The following is a 21,771-nucleotide window of genomic DNA, read 5'->3' on the forward strand; positions in this document are numbered from 1 at the left end:
TAACGCTATTGATTATTTCAACTGTTATCTTTCTCGTAATGCCTCTGCTCTGGCTCGCAGAATGGGTTTTAAAAGGTAGCTGAGTATCGTTTTCTTCCCTGTCATTATATCTACTGTAGCAACCATGCCTGGAATAATTAACAAGGGCTTTTTTGCTGTGCCCAAATAATTTTTATCAGTTCGCAACCGAATGATATAAAAGCTGTTTCCATCTTTATCCGTTACGGTGTCCGGGCTTATCTGCTCCAGATGTCCTTTGAGTCCGCCGTAAATCGTATAGTCATAAGCCGTAAATTTAACGACTGCATTCTGGCCCGGGTGCAAAAAAGCGATATCCCGAGGACGGATTCGAGCTTCAATCAGCAGCTTGTCATCCAAAGGAACAATTTCGACCAGATCGCTGCCAGGTTGAATAACACCACCAATCGTATTAACTAATATCTGCTGCACAATACCTTTCACTGGTGAAACCACCAGTGTGCGATTAACCCGATCTTCAAGCGCCTTACCGGTAGCTGTAATCTTGTTGAGATTAGTCTGCGCTTCATTTAGTTGTGATAACGCATCACTTATATAGCGACCTTGGGCTTCCTCGATTTTATTGTTCACCTCGTTGAAGGCGGCTTCTGCCCGCGGAATGGAAAGTGTTACAGAGTTAAGTTGACCGAGGGTTTCTACTTCTGAACGGCGCAAGCGTAACACTTCTACTTTTGAAATCGCGCCTTCGGCAATCAGGGGTTCCGACATCTTGATTTCCTGTTGCAGTAGCTTGAGGCTGTTGCGGAACTGTTCCTGCTTGGCGATAAAATCGCGCAGTTCTTGCTGGCGTTGAATCTGTTGCTCTTTCAGTCCGGATATTTCATTGTGGAACTGTTTACGTCGGCTGTTATAGAGATTTTGTTCACCTCTGGCAACTTCAGGGGCATCTTGGATAACATCCTTTGGCAGGTTAAGCTCTTTATTATTAATTTCCGCATTTAAACGTGCAATTCGGGCCACAAGAGTCAGTCTGTCGGCTTCGGTTTCACCTACGTTGGAAGCAAAACGGGTCGCGTCAAGTTGTAGCAGCGGTTCTCCCTTGCTGACGATTTGCCCCTCATGAATAAACATCTTGCTGACAATACCACCTTCCAGGTTCTGTATTTTCTGCAATCGGGAAGAAGGGACCGCTTTACCTTCTCCCCGAGTGACTTCATCAATATTGGCCAACGCTGCCCAAAGAAAGAAAAAGATAAAGAAGGCCAGAATAGCCCATAGTGATAAGCGGATAATCCGAGGTGCGTCTTCTATCATGGCCCGACTAACTTCCGGCATGATTTGCTCTTCTTCTTCATTATGCGCAAAAAAATAGGCTAAAAGGCGTTTGGCGTTTTTAACGAGGTGCATTGATTTGCCCTTTTTTTAGTGCATCCATCACAATAGCCTTTGGACCGTCGGCAATGATGCGTCCTTTGTCGATGATCACCAGTCGATCAACCAAACCCAGCATTGATACGCGGTGAGTGACCAGTAACAACGTTTTATTCGATAGTACGGGGATTAATGCATGTTTGAGCCGATCTTCACTGCTGTTATCCATTGAGCTGGTGGGTTCATCCAGAACCAGGATAGGTGGATCCAACAATAGGGATCGGGCGATGGCTACGGCTTGACGTTGACCACCAGATAACTGCAGCCCTCTTTCACCCACTTGCAGGTTGTAACCGTCGGGATGAAGGCGGGCAAATTCATTTACGCCAGCAATTTCGGCGGCGCGCAGCATTGCTTCATCCTCAACATATCGGGCACCGGAGAGTAGATTATCACGCAGAGAACCGCTGAGCAGTTGGACATCCTGCGGGACATAGCCAATGTTGTGACGCAAATCGCTTACGTCGAGCTGGCGGATATCAACACCATCAATTAGTAAATTGCCGGATGTGGGCTGGTAAAGATTGACGATCAGCTTTTCCAGGGAGCTTTTACCAGAACCGCTGCGCCCGATAATACCGACCTTTTCACCCGGTGTGATGGAGAGATTAATCTCCTGAAGGGAATGGTTTTTTTGCTCAGGATAATGGAACGTTACATTGCGAAATTCAATGCCGCCAGAAATGCTTTCACGCTTGAGTGGGCGCTCTTTATCGCTGCGCTCCTGCGGTAATTGCATCATCTGTTCGGTCGTCGCCATGGTGAGTTTGGCTTGCTGATAACGGGTTACCAGCCCGGATAATTGTCCCAACGGCATGAGAGCCCGACTATTCAGCATATAGCTGGCAATCAGCGCCCCCATGCTGAGTTTTCCATTAATCAGGAGATAAACACCAAAAACGATCAGCACCACGCCGGAAAATTGCTGGAACCATTGTGTCAGGTTTACGGCCAATGAAGAGAGCGCTTTGGCCCGCATTTCCAGCCGGGTAAGGGTACCAATGGTTTGTTCCCAGTGGTATTGCTGTTCACTCTCTGCATTATTGACTTTAATGGCATCCAGTCCCCCCAGTGTTTCTATTAAGGTCGCCTGACGTTCGCTGGCGAGCTGCATTGTTTTTTCAATCGTTTCCGATAACGGTTTTTGTAGCGCCCAACTGAACAACAGTGCAACAGGGAAAGCCAGTAAAGGTACCCAGACCAGTGGGCCACCGATGATGCCAATCACGAGCAGCAATAATAAAGTGAACGGAAAATCAATCAAGGTGGTTAAGGTGAGAGAAGAAAGAAAGTCCCGCAGAAACTGAAATTCATGAATATTCTGCGCGAAATTTCCCACTCTGGCTGGCCGGGCTTTCATGGCCATGCCGGTAATACGCTCAAACAAGGTGGCTGAAATAATCAGATCGGTTTTTTTACCCGCCATGTCTAAACATAAGCCGCGCAGGGTACGTAAAATCAAATCAAATATGAAAGCACCCGTCACTCCTATCGCCAGCACCCATAAAGTTGATGTTGCCTGATTAGGCACCACCCGATCATAGACGTTCATGACAAACAGCGGGGTGGCTAGTGCAATAATATTGATTAAGAAACTGGCGATAACGGCATCCAGATACAGGAACCTGGAAAGCTTCAGGGTATCTTTAAACCAGGCATTGGTGCGTGGAATTAGCGAGTGTTGTTGTAATTCAAATCGATGACGCGGATGGGCAAACATCACCAGTCCCAGGTAATTCTGCTGTAATGTGTTGTGATCGATAGAAATCTCACCACCTTCTGTTTCACTGGGCATGATTTGTGCGCTGCCATCCTCGTTCCAACTGAGCAGTATTGCCGCTCTTCCTTCCCGCAGTAGCAGCATTGCGGGGAGCGACATCGCTGGAATACTGGACAGCGAACGTTTGAGTATTCGCGCCTGTAACCCTGCACGGGCCGCCGCTCTGGGGAGCAGCTTGATGGACATACGTTGTTCAACAAGAGGGAGGCCTGCCGTCAGGGTAGAACGACTGGCTGATTTTCCCTGTAATGAACACAATATTAATAGACTATCCAGCAGCGGATCATCATGACGGCTGCGTGGATCGTTGTGCAATGGTACAGTGGTGCTTTCCTCGTTACTGGTTGGTTGTTCGCTATGTGAATTCATATAACCGAACTTTTCCTTACTTAAGATGGTTTCCGGCCTGCATACGACAAGCAATTAACCGGTTAGTTTAAACTAGGCAGTTCGACTTGGGTTTTAACCTCACTCAGGCTTTGGCTGGCTGCAGGTGCAGGAATGGACAGGCTTGCTAATAAATTTCCCATACGGGCTTTTAAACGGTATTCGCTGAACATTTCAGTAAACCGAATTTCAACCATGCGTCGTTGTGCGGTAAAAAGCTCATTTTCACTGTCCAGTACGTCCAGCAGAGTGCGTTCCCCCAGACTGAACTGTTTTTGATAGGCATTACGTACCTGTTGACTACGTTCGGCGTACTCTTCCGCTATGGGCAACTGTTGTCGTGCATTATTTACTGCGGACCAAGCCAGTCGAAGCTCTTCATTCAGTAAACGAAGGGTATTATTACGCACATCCTGAGCTTCTTTTACCTGATAAGCTTTTGATTCCATAGTGGCTTCAGTGCTTCCGCCTTCATACAGGTTGTATCGCATTCTCAGCATAGCCTGCCATTCATTATCTGTCCCACGAGCACCATCAATGTTGTCACCCATCGAGCGAGATAATTCAACGTTAACGTGGGGGTAAAACCCGGCTTTGGACGCCTGATACTGTTTTTCTGTGGCAATAATATCTGCTTCTGCTGATTTCAGAATTGGACTATTAGTCAGCATGATTTTACGTGCTTTATCCAAAGAGTCAGGTAGTTGCAACGCACTCTGGGTTGGTATCTGTAGATTTTCCGGCTCTTTACCAATGGTACTGTAATAGGTTGTCTGGGAATCGGTCAGGTTGGTCTTTTCTGTCAAAGCATTATTACGTGCCTGTGCCAACCTGGCTTGAGCCTGTTCCAAATCCGCCAGCCTTCCAACACCTTGTTCTGTCCGCAACTTGATTTGATCGTAGATACGTTCGTGGCTGAGCAGATTTGCCTCCGCCAGGCGGACATACTCCTGACGTTGCAAAACATCCAGATATGCCTGGATAGCGTCCAACGCCCGGTTTTCACTGGTATTCAATACTTTATAAGCTCGGGAATTGACGGTAGCTTTTTGCCGACCGACTTCACTGGACGTTGCAAAACCATCAAAAACCATCTGGCTTAGACTAATGCTGGATTCACGTCGGTTGAGTTTATCTGAGTCAGTCCCTAGCGCCCGGGTAGAAGCACTGTCTGTGTTCTCTTTACCTATTCCAGCGTTGACAGAAATGTTGGGTAGATAACCACTTTCGGCTGAACGCATATCCTGCTCAGCAGATAGCCGGTTATTAATGGCAGCACTGACTTCGGGATGTGTATGAAGCGTATCCTCAACGGCTTCTCGTAGCGTGTCAGCGAAAGACATGGATGAGGCTATTAGTAACGGTAGCAGAACAAACGAGTATTTATGTGGCATTAAACCTTTTTCCTCTACGTATACTTAGGTTAAAAATATCCTTACACTTTCAATAAATAGTTACAGAAAGTTATTCCTTAATTAAAAAATAAAATGCATTAATATCAATGCATTGAGAGTTTATTGGAAATAATTGTTGCGAATATCGCGCGTTAGTTGTTTTAAAAAAGTAAATTTTAGTAAGAATGTTCCGAATTTTTTATTATATTAGGCAGAGAGTCAAGAGGTTGACGTTGAGAGAATAGCATTACACATATTGAATTAATTAGTTTTTCTTATCAATGTGATAATGTGACTTCTTGGTCAAATCGAATTGTTCAAAAAATAATTGGATATATCAAGAGGATACTATGGCTAGTAGCGTTATCGGTACCATTAGATTTGTTATTGGTCAGGTATTCGTTGTCGCTTCAGATGGTACACAGCGCCAGCTAGTCGCAGGCGATCGTATTTACAATGGAGAAGAAGTCGTTACCGGAAATGCCGGTGCTGTTTCCATTTTGTTACCTGATGGCCATACGCTTGATTTGGGACGTGACAGCCGATGGGGAGATGGAACCGATATTACGTCACAACAGCCAGATCCCACTGCGGACGTAGCGGCGTTACAGGAAGCTATTGCTCAGGGCGCGGACCCTACACAGGTGTTGGAAGCCACAGCTGCTGGTGCCGGTAATGGGGATATCGGCGAGGCTGGTGATGGTGGCGGTGGACATTCAACAGCTGACATCATGCTGAACCTGACAGGTAAAATTGTCGATCCTACGGCTGGTTTTGATACGACAGGTATTACCAATTCTGTAACGGATATTCCCAGTCTGACTGATCCTAATTTGCTGGCTGCACAAATTCAGGAAACATCAATTCCCAGTGATACAACATCTCCTTCTATTGTCATTACGTTTAATCGCGATGGTTCCCTCAATTTTCAATTTACTGAAGCACCGGTCGGTTTTGACCTGAGTGATATTACCGTTAATAACGGTATTGTCTCTGATTTATTGCAGGATCCCAATGACCCAACGCACTGGACGGCAGTATTGACGCCGAGTTCCAATTTTGAAGGGTTGGTGACGGTAAGCGTTGCAGATGGTAGTTATACCGACCAAGCGGGAAATGTGGGAAGTGGCGGACAGGTAACCACTCAGGTAGATACATTACCGCCGGAGGCCAGCATCAGTATTGATGCGGTGACCGCCGACAACACGATTAATGCCGCCGAAGCCGGACAGGATCAGACCGTCAGCGGCACCGTCGGCAACGATGTGCAGGTCGGCGACACCGTCACGGTGACCATCGGCAGCCAGAGCTACCAGACCCAGGTGACCAGCGCCAGTGACGGCAGCCGGGTGTGGAGTGTCAGCGTACCGGGCAGTGTACTGGCCGGACAGAGTGCCATTCAGGCGACGGTCACCACCAGCGATGCGGCGGGTAACCCGGCCACTGCCACGGCTGATCACGCCTATCAGGTCGATACCACGGCGCCGGACGCCAGCATTACCATCGATCCAGTGACGGCGGATAATGTTCTGAATCAGGCGGAAGCCGGACAGGATCAGACGGTGAGCGGCACAGTGGGTAACGATGTACAGGTGGGCGACACCGTCACCGTCACTATCGGTTCGGCGACCTACCAGACCCAGGTGACTAGCGCCGGCGACGGCAGCCGGGTATGGAGTGTCAGCGTGCCCGGCAGCGTACTGGCAACGAACGCCACTATTCAGGCCACCGTCACGACGACCGACGCCGCCGGTAACCCGGCCACCGCCACCGCTGATCACAGTTATCAGGTGGATACCACGGCGCCGGAGGCCAGCATCAGTATTGATGCGGTGACCGCCGACAACACGATTAATGCCGCCGAAGCCGGACAGAACCAGACCGTCAGCGGCACGGTGGGCAACGATGTGCAGGTGGGCGACACCGTCACGGTGACCATCGGCAGCCAGAGCTACCAGACCCAGGTGATCAGTGCCGGCGACGGCAGCCGGGTATGGAGTGTCAGCGTGCCGGGCAGTGTACTGGCGACGAACGCCGCGATTCAGGCGACGGTCACCACCAGCGATGCGGCCGGTAACCCCGCCACCGCCACGGCTGACCACAATTATCAGGTCGATACCACGGCGCCGGAGGCCAGCATCAGTATTGATGCGGTGACCGCCGACAACACGATTAATGCCGCGGAAGCGATGTTGCAGGTGGGCGACACCGTCACCATCACCATCGGCGGCCAGAGATTACCAGACCCAGGTGACGGCAGCCGGGTATGGAGCGTCAGCGTGCCGGGCAGCGTACTGGCCGGGCAGAGTACCGTTCAGGCCACCGTCACCACCAGCGACGCCGCCGGTAACCCGGCCAGCGCCAGCGCCGATCATAGTTATCAGGTGGATACCAGCGCGCCGGAGGCCAGCATCAGTATTGATGCGGTGACCGCCGACAACACGATTAATGCCGCCGAAGCCGGACAGGATCAGACGGTGAGCGGCACAGTGGGTAACGATGTACAGGTGGGCGACACCGTCACCGTCACTATCGGTTCGGCGACCTACCAGACCCAGGTGACAGATGCGCCGGCGACGGCAGCCGGGTGTGGAGTGTCAGCGTGCCCGGCAGCGTACTGGCAACGAACGCCACTATTCGGCGACCGTCACGACGACCGACGCCGCCGGTAACCCGGCCACCGCCACCGCTGATCACCACAGTTATCAGGTGGATACCACGGCGCCGGAGGCCATGACATCAGTATTGATGCGGTGACCGCCGACAACACGATTAATGCCGCCGAAGCCGGACAGAACCAGACGGTGAGCGGCACGAAGGTCGGCGACACCGTCACGGTGACCATCGGCAGCCAGAGCGCTACCAGACGGACTGGCGACGAACGCCGCGATTCAGAACCAGACCGCCGAAGGTGAGCGGCAGCGGTGTGCCGGGCAACGATGTGCAGGTGCGGCGACACCGTCACCGTGACCATCGGCAGCCAGAGCTACCAGACCCAGGTCATCAGTGCCGGCGACGGCAGCCGGGTATGGAGTGTCAGCGTGCCGGGAACGCCACTATTCAGGCGTACTGGCGACGAACGCCGCGATTCAGGCGACGGTCACCACCAGCGATGCGGCCGGTAACCGGCGGATAACCGCGAAACCAGACCGTCAGCGGTACGGCAACGATGTGCAGGTGGGCGACACCGTCACCATCACCATCGGCTGACCAGACGGTGACCAGTGCCGGCGACGGCAGCCGGGTCAGTGTGCCGGGCAGTGGGCCACGAACGCCCGCGATCGGTCACCACCAGCGATACCACGCCAGCGCCGATCGCCGGTCGATACCAGCCAGCGGTGACCGCCGATAACACGATTAATGCCGCCGAAGCCGGACAGGATCAGACCGTCAGCGGCACGGTGGGTAATGATGTGCAGGTGGGCGACACGGTCACGGTGACCATCGGCAGCCAGACTTACCAGACCCAGGTGACCAGTGCCGGTGACGGCAGCCGGGTGTGGAGCGTCAGCGTGCCGGGCAGTGTGCTGGCAACGAACGCCACTATTCAGGCGACGGTCACCACCAGCGATGCGGCCGGTAACCCGGCCAGCGCCACCGCCGATCACGCCTATCAGGTGGATACCAGCGCGCCGGAGGCCAGCATCAGTATTGATGCGGTGACGGCGGATAACACGATTAATGCCGCCGAAGCCGGACAGAACCAGACCGTCAGCGGTACCGTCGGCAACGATGTGCAGGTGGGCGACACCGTCACCATCACCATCGGCTCGGCGACCTACCAGACCCAGGTGACCAGTGCCGGCGACGGCAGCCGGGTGTGGAGCGTCAGTGTGCCGGGCAGTGTACTGGCCACGAACGCCGCGATTCAGGCCACGGTCACCACCAGCGACGCCGCCGGTAACCCGGCCAGCGCCAGCGCCGATCATGCCTATCAGGTGGATACCAGCGCACCGGAGGCCAGCATCAGTATTGATGCGGTGACGGCGGATAACACGATTAATGCCGCCGAAGCCGGACAGAACCAGACCGTCAGCGGCACCGTCGGCAACGATGTGCAGGTGGGCGACACGGTCACGGTGACCATTGGCTCGGCGACTTACCAGACCCAGGTGACCAGCGCCGGTGACGGCAGCCGGGTGTGGAGTGTCAGCGTGCCCGGCAGTGTGCTGGCAACGAACGCCGCGATCCAGGGGACGGTCACCACCAGCGACGCCGCCGGTAACACCGCCACCGATCACGCAGGTCGATACCAGCGCGCCGGAGGCTGGCATCAGTATTGATGCGGTGACCGCCGACAACACGATTAATGCCGCCGAAGCCGGACAGAACCAGACGGTGAGCGACGGCACGGTGGATGTACAGGTGGGCACACCGTCACCACGTCACCATCGGCAGAGCACCAGACCCAGGTGATCAGCGCCAGTGACGGCAGCCGGGTATGGAGTGTCAGCGTACCGGGCAGTGTACTGGCCACGAACGCCGCGATTGAGGCGACGGTCACCACCAGCGACGCCGTCGGTAACCCGGCCAGCGCCACGGCTGACCATAGTTATCAGGTGGATACCACGGCGCCGGACGCCAGCATTACCATCGATCCAGTGACGGCGGATAATGTTCTGAATCAGGCCGAAGCCGGACAGGATCAGACCGTCAGCGGCACCGTCGGTAACGATGTGCAAGTGGGCGACACGGTCACGGTGACCATCGGCAGCCAGACTTACCAGACCCAGGTGACCAGTGCCGGTGACGGCAGCCGGGTGTGGAGCGTCAGCGTGCCCGGCAGTGTACTGGCGACGAACGCCGCGATTCAGGCCACCGTCACCACCAGCGACGCCGCCGGTAATCCCGCCACCGCCACCGCTGATCACAGTTATCAGGTGGATACCAGCGCGCCGGAGGCCAGCATCAGTATTGATGCGGTGACGGCGGATAACACGATTAATGCCGCGGAAGCCGGACAGGATCAGACCGTCAGCGGCACCGTCGGCAACGATGTGCAGGTGGGCGACACGGTCACGGTGACCATCGGCAGCCAGAGCTACCAGACCCAGGTCACCAGCGCCGGCGACGGCAGCCGGGTGTGGAGTGTCAGCGTGCCGGGCAGTGTGCTGGCAACGAACGCCGCGATTCAGGCGACGGTCACCACCAGCGATGCGGCCGGTAACCCGGCCAGCGCCACCGCCGATCACGCCTATCAGGTCGATACCAGCGTGCCGGAGGCCAGCATCAGTATTGATGCGGTGACGGCGGATAACACGATTAATGCCGCCGAAGCCGGACAGGACCAGACCGTCAGCGGCACCGTCGGCAACGATGTGCAGGTGGGCGACACGGTCACGGTGACCATTGGCTCGGCGACTTACCAGACCCAGGTGACCAGCGCCGGTGACGGCAGCCGGGTGTGGAGTGTCAGCGTGCCCGGCAGTGTGCTGGCAACGAACGCCGCGATCCAGGGGACGGTCACCACCAGCGACGCCGCCGGTAACCCGGCCACCGCCACCGCCGATCACAGTTATCAGGTCGATACCAGCGCGCCGGAGGCCAGCATCAGTATTGATGCGGTGACGGCGGATAACACGATTAATGCCGCCGAAGCCGGACAGAACCAGACGGTGAGCGGCACAGTGGGCAACGATGTACAGGTGGGCGACACCGTCACCGTCACCATCGGCAGCCAGAGCTACCAGACCCAGGTGATCAGCGCCAGTGACGGCAGCCGGGTATGGAGTGTCAGCGTACCGGGCAGTGTACTGGCCACGAACGCCGCGATTGAGGCGACGGTCACCACCAGCGACGCCGTCGGTAACCCGGCCAGCGCCACGGCTGACCATAGTTATCAGGTGGATACCACGGCGCCGGACGCCAGCATTACCATCGATCCAGTGACGGCGGATAATGTTCTGAATCAGGCCGAAGCCGGACAGGATCAGACCGTCAGCGGCACCGTCGGTAACGATGTGCAAGTGGGCGACACCGTCACCGTCACTATCGGTAGCCAGAGTTACCAGACCCAGGTCACTACGGCCAGCGATGGCAGCCGGGTGTGGAGCGTCAGCGTGCCCGGCAGTGTACTGGCGACGAACGCCGCGATTCAGGCCACCGTCACCACCAGCGACGCCGCCGGTAATCCCGCCACCGCCACCGCTGATCACAGTTATCAGGTGGATACCAGCGCGCCGGAGGCCAGCATCAGTATTGATGCGGTGACGGCGGATAACACGATTAATGCCGCGGAAGCCGGACAGGATCAGACCGTCAGCGGCACCGTCGGCAACGATGTGCAGGTGGGCGACACGGTCACGGTGACCATCGGCAGCCAGAGCTACCAGACCCAGGTCACCAGCGCCGGCGACGGCAGCCGGGTGTGGAGTGTCAGCGTGCCGGGCAGTGTGCTGGCAACGAACGCCGCGATTCAGGCGACGGTCACCACCAGCGATGCGGCCGGTAACCCGGCCAGCGCCACCGCCGATCACGCCTATCAGGTCGATACCAGCGCGCCGGAGGCCAGCATCAGTATTGATGCGGTGACGGCGGATAATGTTCTGAATCAGGCCGAAGCCGGACAGGATCAGACCGTCAGCGGCACCGTCGGTAACGATGTGCAGGTGGGCGACACCGTCACCGTCACTATCGGTAGCCAGAGTTACCAGACCCAGGTCACTACGGCCGGCGATGGCAGCCGGGTGTGGAGCGTCAGCGTACCCGGCAGCGTACTGGCCGGGCAGAGTGTCATTCAGGCCACCGTCACCACCAGCGACGCCGCCGGTAACCCAGCCAGCGCCACCGCCGATCACGCCTATCAGGTCGATACCACCGCGCCGGAGGCCAGCATCAGTATTGATGCGGTGACGGCGGATAACACGATTAATGCCGCCGAAGCCGGACAGGATCAGACCGTCAGCGGCACCGTCGGCAACGATGTGCAGGTGGGCGACACCGTCACCATCACCATCGGCAGCCAGACTTACCAGACCCAAGTGATCAGCGCCAGTGACGGCAGCCGGGTATGGAGTGTCAGCGTGCCGGGCAGTGTGCTGGCAACGAACGCGGCCATTCAGTCCACCGTGACCACCAGCGATGCGGCGGGCAATCCCGCCACCGCGAGCGCCGATCACGCCTATCAGGTCGATACCAGCGCGCCGGAGGCCAGCATCAGTATTGATGCGGTGACCGCCGATAACACGATTAATGCCGCCGAAGCCGGACAGGATCAGACGGTGAGCGGCACGGTGGGTAACGATGTACAGGTGGGCGACACGGTCACGGTGACCATCGGCTCGGCGACTTACCAGACCCAGGTGATCAGCGCCAGTGACGGCAGCCGGGTGTGGAGTGTCAGCGTGCCGGGCAGCGTACTGGCCGGGCAGAGTGCCATTCAGGCGACGGTCACCACCAGCGACGCCGCCGGTAACCCGGCCAGCGCCACGGCTGACCACAATTATCAGGTCGATACCACGGCGCCGGAGGCCAGCATCAGTATTGATGCGGTGACCGCCGACAACACGATTAATGCCGCCGAAGCCGGACAGGATCAGACGGTGAGCGGCACGGTGGGCAATGATGTGCAGGTGGGCGACACGGTCACCGTCACCATCGGCAGCCAGAGCTACCAGACCCAGGTCACCAGTGCCGGCGACGGCAGCCGGGTATGGAGCGTCAGCGTACCCGGCAGCGTACTGGCAACGAACGCGGCCATTCAGGCGACGGTCACCACCAGCGATGCGGCCGGTAACCCCGCCACCGCCACGGCTGACCACAATTATCAGGTGGATACCAGCGCGCCGGACGCCAGCATTACCATCGATCCAGTGACGGCGGATAATGTTCTGAATCAGGCGGAAGCCGGGCAGAACCAGACCGTCAGCGGTACCGTCGGCAACGATGTGCAGGTGGGCGACACCGTCACCGTCACCATCGGCAGCCAGAGCTACCAGACCCAGGTCACCAGTGCCGGCGACGGCAGCCGGGTGTGGAGCGTCAGCGTACCCGGCAGCGTACTGGCCGGGCAGAGTGCCATTCAGGCGACGGTCACCACCAGCGATGCGGCCGGTAACCCGGCCAGCGCCACCGCTGATCACAGTTATCAGGTGGATACCAGCGCGCCGGAGGCCAGCATCAGTATTGATGCGGTGACGGCGGATAACACGATTAATGCCGCCGAAGCCGGACAGAACCAGACGGTGAGCGGCACAGTGGGTAACGATGTGCAGGTGGGCGACACCGTCACCATCACCATCGGTAGCCAGAGCTACCAGACCCAGGTGACCAGTGCCGGTGACGGCAGCCGGGTATGGAGCGTCAGCGTGCCGGGCAGTGTACTGGCCACGAACGCCGCGATTCAGGCGACGGTCACCACCAGCGACGCGGCGGGTAACCCGGCCAGCGCCACGGCTGATCACAGTTATCAGGTCGATACCACGGCGCCGGAGGCCAGCATCAGTATTGATGCGGTGACCGCCGACAACACGATTAATGCCGCCGAAGCCGGACAGAACCAGACCGTCAGCGGCACGGTGGGCAACGATGTGCAGGTGGGCGACACGGTCACCATCACCATCGGTAGCCAGAGCTACCAGACCCAGGTGACCAGTGCCGGCGACGGCAGCCGGGTATGGAGCGTCAGCGTACCCGGCAGCGTACTGGCCACGAACGCCACTATTCAGGCCACCGTCACCACCAGCGACGCCGCCGGTAACCCGGCCACCGCGAGCGCTGATCACAGTTATCAGGTCGATACCACGGCGCCGGAGGCCAGCATCAGTATTGATGCGGTGACGGCGGATAACACGATTAATGCCGCGGAAGCCGGACAGGATCAGACCGTCAGCGGCACCGTCGGCAACGATGTGCAGGTGGGCGACACCGTCACGGTGACCATCGGCAGCCAGAGCTACCAGACCCAGGTCACTACCGCCGGCGACGGCAGCCGGGTGTGGAGTGTCAGCGTGCCCGGTAGCGTACTGGCCACGAACGCCGCGATTCAGGCGACGGTCACCACCAGCGATGCGGCCGGTAACCCGGCCAGCGCCACCGCCGATCACGCCTATCAGGTCGATACCACGGCCCCGGACGCCAGCATTACCATCGATCCAGTGACGGCGGATAACACGATTAATGCCGCCGAAGCCGGACAGGACCAGACCGTCAGCGGCACCGTCGGCAACGATGTGCAGGTGGGCGACACGGTCACGGTGACCATTGGCTCGGCGACTTACCAGACCCAGGTGACCAGCGCCGGTGACGGCAGCCGGGTGTGGAGTGTCAGCGTGCCCGGCAGTGTGCTGGCAACGAACGCCGCGATCCAGGGGACGGTCACCACCAGCGACGCCGCCGGTAACCCGGCCACCGCCACCGCCGATCACAGTTATCAGGTCGATACCAGCGCGCCGGAGGCCAGCATCAGTATTGATGCGGTGACCGCCGACAACACGATTAATGCCGCCGAAGCCGGACAGAACCAGACGGTGAGCGGCACAGTGGGCAACGATGTACAGGTGGGCGACACCGTCACCGTCACCATCGGCAGCCAGAGCTACCAGACCCAGGTGATCAGCGCCAGTGACGGCAGCCGGGTATGGAGTGTCAGCGTACCGGGCAGTGTACTGGCGACGAACGCCGCGATTCAGGCGACGGTCACCACCAGCGACGCCGCCGGTAATCCCGCCACTTCCACGGCCGATCATAGTTATCAGGTGGATACCAGCGCGCCGGAGGCCAGCATCAGTATTGATGCGGTGACCGCCGACAACACGATTAATGCCGCCGAAGCCGGACAGGATCAGACGGTGAGCGGCACGGTGGGTAACGATGTACAGGTGGGCGACACCGTCACCGTCACTATCGGTTCGGCGACCTACCAGACCCAGGTGACTAGCGCCGGCGACGGCAGCCGGGTATGGAGTGTCAGCGTGCCCGGCAGCGTACTGGCAACGAACGCCACTATTCAGGCCACCGTCACGACGACCGACGCCGCCGGTAACCCGGCCACCGCCACCGCTGATCACAGTTATCAGGTGGATACCACGGCGCCGGAGGCCAGCATCAGTATTGATGCGGTGACCGCCGACAACACGATTAATGCCGCCGAAGCCGGACAGAACCAGACGGTGAGCGGCACGGTGGGTAACGATGTGCAGGTCGGCGACACCGTCACGGTGACCATCGGCAGCCAGAGCTACCAGACCCAGGTGATCAGTGCCGGCGACGGCAGCCGGGTATGGAGTGTCAGCGTGCCGGGCAGTGTACTGGCGACGAACGCCGCGATTCAGGCGACGGTCACCACCAGCGATGCGGCCGGTAACCCCGCCACCGCCACGGCTGACCACAATTATCAGGTCGATACCACGGCGCCGGAGGCCAGCATCAGTATTGATGCGGTGACGGCGGATAACACGATTAATGCCGCCGAAGCCGGACAGGATCAGACGGTGAGCGGCACGGTGGGTAACGATGTACAGGTGGGCGACACGGTCACGGTGACCATCGGCTCGGCGACTTACCAGACCCAGGTGATCAGCGCCAGTGACGGCAGCCGGGTGTGGAGTGTCAGCGTGCCGGGCAGCGTACCCAGGCAGACGTACAGGCGTACCACCAGCGATGCGGCGGGTAACCCGGCCAGCGCTACGCCACTATCAGGTCATACCAGGCCGGACATCAGTCACCACACGATTAATGCCGCCGAAGCCGGACGCCAGACCGTCAGCGGCACCGTAACCAGGTGGGCGGCCACCGCGGCTCGCGCCCAGGTGACCAGCGCCAGTGACGGCAGCCGGGTGTGGAGTGTCAGCGTACCGGGCAGCGTACTGGCAACGAACGCCACTATTCAGGCCACCGTCACCACCAGCGACGCCGCCGGTAACCCGGCCACCGCGAGCGCTGATCACAGTTATCAGGTGGATACCACCGCGCCGGACGCCAGCATTACCATCGATCCAGTGACGGCGGACAATACGCTGAACGAGGCAGAAAGCGAGCAGACTCAAACCATCAGTGGTTCAGTAGGAAAAGATGTACAGGCGGGGGATACGGTTATTGTCACCGTTGGTGACCGGACTTACGCCACTATCGTGAATGCCGATGGTATCAGTTGGAGTGTTAGCATACTTGGCAGTGTGCTGGCAATGCATAGTCAGATTAGTGCCGCGGTAACCACACAGGATGAAGCGGGTAACACTATGACCGCCACTGCCGATCGATCTTATACGGTCGATACTGCTGAACCGGATGTCGCTATTACTGAATTTGCTGGTAATGACGGTTATATCAGTCAGGGTGAATTGGCTAATACCGCAGTGGGTGGTACCAGTAGTGAGAGCGTCGTCGATCTGGTGTTTACTGATGCAAATGGTAAATCAGTGACGGTAAATAATGTACAGGTCGTAGAAGGGCAATGGAGTCTTCATGCTGATCTCAGCACACTGGCTGAGGGTCAGGTTACCGTGGTGGCGACAGCCACCAGCCCGTCAGGTAATCACGCTAGTGATACGGACAGTGCCACCCTGGATATTACCGGACCAGTGGGACATGACCAGATAGTAACGGGTACGGAAGATACCCCGGTCTCCATCAGTTGGAGTGACCTTGGTACGTCCGGTGATACCAGCAGCATTGTGATTTCTTCTCTTCCTGATACCAGTACAGGAACGTTGTATTTTAACGATCATGGGCAATGGAAAGCGGTTTCTATCGGGCAGACTTTTACGTCGGCAGATTTTGAACTGCGATTTGTCCCTGCCGCCAATGTTTCTGGTGCTGATCTGACGGGCATGGCATATCAGCCAGTGGATGATGCGGGAAATCATGGGGATACGGCCACACTCTCCGTTAATATCACGCCGGTGGCTGATGCGCCGGATGTCTCTTTGACGATTACCAGTGGTGATACCGTTGCAGAAACGCCGACTTACATCAAGGTCAATGGCGGCAGCGAACAGCCCGGTGGTTTTGATGTACAGGATGGTGTGATTGTCAGAATCGGTGATGGGGTGCGTGTCTGGCTTTCTCCTGGTGATCCGGTGCCGGAAATCGTGGGTAATGGTGAAGTGGTTTACTACAACCAGGGGAATGTCAGCGGCAGTCGAGACTATACCGACATCTTTGTGGTGCATGAGGGCAGTGGGTATGTGCAGGATGGCAATTATCTCACCTTAAATGCGGTGACAGGGAATTCCGGGAGTGAGTCGTCAGGGGTCAAGTCGGACTATATTTTCATCCAAGGCACACAAGCTGACGGTTATAACGACACTGTCGGGACAAATAATAATGCTGATACATCGGTGAACACTTTTGATTCCGTCAATGTGACTTATCACGATGTAGCGCTGATCGGTGGCGCTAATAAACTTGACGGTATTATTTATGGTGACGGTACTATCAAGAGCGCCGATGCTTCCTCGACTTCTGAGGAAACGGTAACGGGTCAGGCCGGCTATCAGGAACATACCATCACGGTCTCTGCGGCGTTGACGGATACGGATGGCAGTGAAAGCTTGTCGGGAATCACATTGACAGGTATACCCGAAGGTACAGTGCTAATTGATCATATCAATAACGTCACGGTAACGATTGGCGCTGATGGCGCCTATCTGATCCCCAACTCATTGCACGTCGATTCGCTTGCTGGCCAGATAACGCTACAGGTGCCGGTAGATGCGGGGCAATTTGATGTTGTTGCCCAGGCAACGGCTACTGAGCAGGCGAATTATGATTCCGCCACCGGCTATTCGTCTCAATCGGTAGAGCAATATGCTGTCACCGTAGGTACTTCCGGTAGTGATACTATAACTGGTACACACAGTAACGATATCGTTGTGGGTGATGTGTCCGGACTGCAAATCGTTGATGGTCAGAATTACAATATTGCGTTTCTGGTGGATTCCTCTGGCAGCATGTCGACAGAGAATGTGGCTAAAGCTATCACATCATTAACCGATGTATTTAACAGCCTGATTCATAGTGCCAGCGGTAGTTCTGCGGGAACTGTCAATGTCTTTTTGGCTGATTTTGATTCTCAGGTCGGGCAAACGGTATCAGTAAACCTGGCTGATCCTAATGCATTGTCCAGTCTTACGGCTGTGTTAGGTTCGATGATCTCAGGCGGCGGGACCAATTATGAGGATGTGTTTAAAACCGCAGCCAATTGGTTCCTGAGTGATACGGTGACCCATAATCAAGGCACCAATCTGACCTATTTTATTACCGATGGTGAGCCAACATTCTATCAGAATGGTGAAACGGATTCTGCTGTTGTCAGTAATAGCTGGTGGCAAACACAGACACTGAACATCGACAATATTGATTACCAGCAAGGGCAGTCCTATTACATGAATATCATGGGGGCGGCCCGAGAAGTGATTGGCACTAACGGTGATGTTTATTCGTACTCTCAGGAATGGAATCATCAGGTCTCTCGCTCGATTATTGGCCATGTCAATGCAGAAGGGGATGGTACTTATGAAATATCTTATCTGGATGGCACTGGAAACAGCACGACGCATTCAACAATAACCAACTCTCAGGACGCGTTTGCACTGTTGCAGAATGTCTCTACGGTAGAAGCGATCGGTATCGGGGATTCGCTGAATGCGGCTAGCTTGGTGAATTATGATTCGGATGGCGTAGTGCAGGATCACATTGATCCCACTCAGTTAAATGACGCGATCCTCGGTAGCAATCAGCCTGCAATGTCGGGCGATGATACGTTATCTGGTGGCAGCGGCAACGATATACTGTTTGGTGATTCGGTTACCTTTGATGGGATTGAAGGAAATGGGCTGACGGCGTTGCAGCATTACATTGCTGGTAAGCTCAATACCTCCACGGAAGCGTCATTGACGGTTCAGGAAATGCATAACTACATTTCCGGACATAGCGCAGAGTTCGATCTTTCGTCATCACATGATGGTAATGACATTCTGAATGGTGGTGTGGGAAACGATATCCTGTTTGGTCAGGGTGGTAATGATGTGCTTAATGGTGGTATGGGTAATGATATCCTTTACGGCGGTTCTGGGGATGATATCCTGATTGGCGGCTCCGGTAATAATATTCTGACCGGTGGTGCTGGCGCAGATACCTTTACCTGGCAATCTGGTGATACCGGCCATGATGTGATTAAAGATTTTAATCCTGGTGAGGGTGATCGGATTGATCTAAGTGATCTGGTAGGGGAATTGAAATCAGGAACTGATATTAGCCACTATATTCGTATTACAGAGAGTGATGGTTCACCTACCATTGAGGTGAGCACGCAAGGGCAGTTTAATGGAGCAAGTGGTGGTACGCCGGATGTCTCTATCACGTTGGATCACTATCATGGCGTACTGCCTTCAGTAGAGAGTTTGATTAGCAAACCAGAACCCAGTGCGGCTTGATTGTGCATTGGATACAGAGAGCATCGTACGGTATGTGCGGCGCTCTTCTCTGAAAATAAAAAAGGGTTGTCTATGTTCTATATTTTGCGAGACAGCAATAGCAATTTAATCAGGGTTGAAGAGTCACCGTTTCCTGAAATGAATGGCGAACTAGCGGAAGATTCTGTGGAAGCAATCGCATGGCTGAACAATCAGGAAGTCATTTTGTCCAGTCTACAGAAGTTGCGCAACAGCGATCTGGAAATGGTTCGTGTATTGGAAGATTTAATTCAGGTCTTGATCAATAAGGGTCAAGTGAATATCACGGATTTTCCTGTCGCAGCACAGCTAAAATTGATTAATCGAGCGCAGGCTCGTGAAGTGCTGGGTGGGTTGGATGCATTGATCCGTGAAGATGAAGATAAAATGTTTTGACGATATATGGCCCGTATATTGAGAACGGCTTGCCGGGGAAACCGACAGGCCGTTTTTTTATGTTGCTCTATTCTGCGGCAACCGGGCTACCCAAAAGGCGTCCCATCGCACCCTGAATACCCATTTCCTGCAATACCTGCAATTCGCCCTCTGTTTCGACACGTTCGGCAATGAGTGGGAGATCGATACTGTTGGTCGCACGATACAGCGCTTCAATAAATATTTTTTTGTCTTCTTCTTGATCAATATCGCGGATGTAACTTCCATCAATTTTCAGATAGGCAAGTCCCCATTGAGATAGGTTGCCGATCATCATAAAGCGCCCGCCAAAGTGTTGCAGACCTAACTTGCACTTGTACTCGTTCAGCAGTTTTACCAACGACTCCAGATGGGCGGGGTCTGGCAGTTGATTTTCATCGAGTTCCAGAATCAGACGTTTGGCCAGTGCAGGTTTAGACTGTAACGGTTTTAGCAACTGTTCCATCAGTTGCAGGTCCAGTACGGTACTACCGGATAAACTCAAAGCCAGAGTACCTTCATGTTTTTCCAGGTAGGCAAGTGTATGCTTCACCATGATTTGATCCAGCCGGGTACTCCAGCCAAAACGTTGTATCCACGACAGAAATTTTCCGGCGTTAATCTTATTGCCCCGTTTATCAGTAATGCGAGCCAGCACTTTTTTGTGCATCACCTGTTCAGGGTGCAGGCAGTTAACGACGGGTTGCAGGAAAAGCTGAATCTGTTCCTGGTCAAGCAGCGGTTTCAGCAAACTAAACCAATAGTGTTGATCCTCGACCCATTGCGGGGACTCCTGATTGTTATCCTCCGATCTGATATCGACATTATGCTCAGCACGGGTGAGTAATTGATCTCCCTGGATAAACAAGGATTGAACGGTATCTCCGGTGTGGAATGGAACCAATACCACATGTGCAACCGGTGATACATCGGTTTCGTCGGCTAAAAACAGGGCTTCAATGCCTCGGGATAACGTGTCGGCCAGTATAGCGGCCTCTTTTTTTATCAGACCGGGACAAAACAAAGCGAATTCACCACCACGGATGCGGGCGGTCACGCTATCGGGGCCAATAGTGTGTATTTTGCATTGATGGATAATATTCGCTACTGAAATCAGTAATTCATCGGTTCTGGCACCACCAAGACGCTGGTTCATCTTGCCCAGGTCCTGTAACCGAATCATGAGGAGATAACCGGGAGCCGTATCCTCAGCACTAAGTTTTGTTTTTAGTTGGGTATCGAATGCGCGGCGATTGGCCAGACCGGTCTGTGGATCCTGATAGGCTTCCTGCCGTAATTGTTCACTGCGCTGAGCTTCTTCCTCGAACAATGTTTTAAGCTTGGTGACCATTAAATTCATGGCCTCAACCACCCGACGTAGCTCCGGCGTTTTCGGCAGATCAGATAAGCTTAAAAATTCGTGACGACTGATGGCCATTGATTGTTCCACCATGTAGTCCAGGGGACGTAACTGACGGCGCAGAAAGAGGGCCCCGAGAGTCAGACCAATGGCTCCGCAGGCTAGCAACCAGATAAATGTGGCGACTGTACTTTGCCAGAGACGGGCGACAGCAAACATCGGATGACTGATGACTTTAACCCGAGCTGCCTGTTCCCAGCCACGCATGATGGTAGCTTCTCCGATACCCGGCCGCAAATTCACCAAATGAACAAACCAACTGGGAACATCCGGAATTTCAGGTGATGCGGTACGTTCCAGTATCACTTTATGGGTTGCTATATTCAGGACACGAATGCTGGAAAAATAGCCACTGTCAAAGATAGAACTGACCATGAGTTCTACCATGACAGGATCGTCAATATTGGGTGTGAGTGCTAACCCCAACGCTGTTGCCGAATCTTGTGCATGTGAGTTCAACTGATTGTTATATTGCTCACGGGAGCTTTCCAGGTTGGCAATGAAACCGCCACTGAACAGCACCAGCATAAACAAGCAGATGGCTATCAATAATTGTTTAAATAGCGACATAGC

At 55.2% G+C, this 21,771-nt stretch carries 9 protein-coding genes; 5 read left to right on the forward strand and 4 right to left on the reverse strand.

Annotation, left to right across the window (positions count from 1 at the left end; all coding sequences use genetic code 11):
- Nucleotides 1–24 precede the first annotated feature (24 nt).
- The 3 genes from RS889_RS05995 to RS889_RS06005 all read right to left on the reverse strand — a co-directional run bounded on the left by RS889_RS05995 (nt 25) and on the right by RS889_RS06005 (nt 4,971).
- Nucleotides 25–1,386, reverse strand: a complete 1,362-nt coding sequence (locus RS889_RS05995; protein ID WP_315709780.1) for an HlyD family type I secretion periplasmic adaptor subunit — start codon at nt 1,384–1,386, stop codon at nt 25–27.
- Nucleotides 1,373–3,559: a type I secretion system permease/ATPase gene (locus RS889_RS06000; protein ID WP_021016937.1), complete on the reverse strand. Its 2,187-nt coding sequence runs from the start codon at nt 3,557–3,559 to the stop codon at nt 1,373–1,375. Before RS889_RS06000 ends, RS889_RS05995 begins: the two co-directional genes overlap by 14 nt.
- A gap of 62 nt (nt 3,560–3,621) precedes the next feature.
- Nucleotides 3,622–4,971: a TolC family outer membrane protein gene (locus RS889_RS06005; protein ID WP_315709781.1), complete on the reverse strand. Its 1,350-nt coding sequence runs from the start codon at nt 4,969–4,971 to the stop codon at nt 3,622–3,624.
- A gap of 350 nt (nt 4,972–5,321) precedes the next feature.
- Between RS889_RS06005 and RS889_RS06010 the strand changes: the two genes are divergently transcribed.
- The 5 genes from RS889_RS06010 (at nt 5,322) to RS889_RS06030 (ending at nt 19,760) form a co-directional block, all read left to right on the forward strand.
- On the forward strand, nt 5,322–7,643 hold the full coding sequence (locus tag RS889_RS06010) for a retention module-containing protein (RefSeq protein ID WP_315709782.1): 2,322 nt from the start codon (nt 5,322–5,324) through the stop codon (nt 7,641–7,643).
- A 254-nt stretch (nt 7,644–7,897) separates the two neighbouring features.
- Nucleotides 7,898–8,107, forward strand: coding sequence for a hypothetical protein (locus RS889_RS06015; RefSeq protein ID WP_315709783.1), 210 nt, complete (start codon nt 7,898–7,900; stop codon nt 8,105–8,107).
- Nucleotides 8,108–8,309: 202 nt separating this feature from the next.
- Nucleotides 8,310–9,254: an Ig-like domain-containing protein gene (locus RS889_RS06020; protein WP_315710934.1), complete on the forward strand. Its 945-nt coding sequence runs from the start codon at nt 8,310–8,312 to the stop codon at nt 9,252–9,254.
- A 129-nt stretch (nt 9,255–9,383) separates the two neighbouring features.
- The gene (locus RS889_RS06025; RefSeq protein ID WP_315709784.1) at nt 9,384–19,346 is read left to right on the forward strand and encodes an Ig-like domain-containing protein; all 9,963 of its coding nucleotides are present in this window, start codon (nt 9,384–9,386) and stop codon (nt 19,344–19,346) included.
- A gap of 72 nt (nt 19,347–19,418) precedes the next feature.
- On the forward strand, nt 19,419–19,760 hold the full coding sequence (locus RS889_RS06030) for a hypothetical protein (RefSeq protein ID WP_021016934.1): 342 nt from the start codon (nt 19,419–19,421) through the stop codon (nt 19,758–19,760).
- Between the two features lie 67 nt (nt 19,761–19,827).
- Here the strand turns inward: RS889_RS06030 and lapD are convergent, their stop codons facing one another.
- Complete coding sequence (gene lapD, locus RS889_RS06035) at nt 19,828–21,768, reverse strand: cyclic di-GMP receptor LapD (RefSeq protein ID WP_315709786.1); 1,941 nt, start codon at nt 21,766–21,768, stop codon at nt 19,828–19,830.
- Nucleotides 21,769–21,771 lie beyond the last annotated feature (3 nt).

It is taken from the genome of Brenneria uluponensis, assembly GCF_032395385.1.
GTDB lineage: Bacteria > Pseudomonadota > Gammaproteobacteria > Enterobacterales > Enterobacteriaceae > Prodigiosinella > Prodigiosinella aquatilis.

Excerpts from the sequence above, each read along its gene's own strand:
- RS889_RS05995 (WP_315709780.1), bottom strand. The coding sequence starts at position 1,386 with ATGCACCTCGTTAAAAACGCCAAACGCCTTTTAGCCTATTTTTTTGCG.
- RS889_RS06000 (WP_021016937.1), bottom strand. The coding sequence starts at position 3,559 with ATGAATTCACATAGCGAACAACCAACCAGTAACGAGGAAAGCACCACT.
- RS889_RS06005 (WP_315709781.1), bottom strand. The coding sequence starts at position 4,971 with ATGCCACATAAATACTCGTTTGTTCTGCTACCGTTACTAATAGCCTCA.
- RS889_RS06010 (WP_315709782.1), top strand. The coding sequence starts at position 5,322 with ATGGCTAGTAGCGTTATCGGTACCATTAGATTTGTTATTGGTCAGGTA.
- RS889_RS06030 (WP_021016934.1), top strand. The coding sequence starts at position 19,419 with ATGTTCTATATTTTGCGAGACAGCAATAGCAATTTAATCAGGGTTGAA.
- lapD (WP_315709786.1), bottom strand. The coding sequence starts at position 21,768 with ATGTCGCTATTTAAACAATTATTGATAGCCATCTGCTTGTTTATGCTG.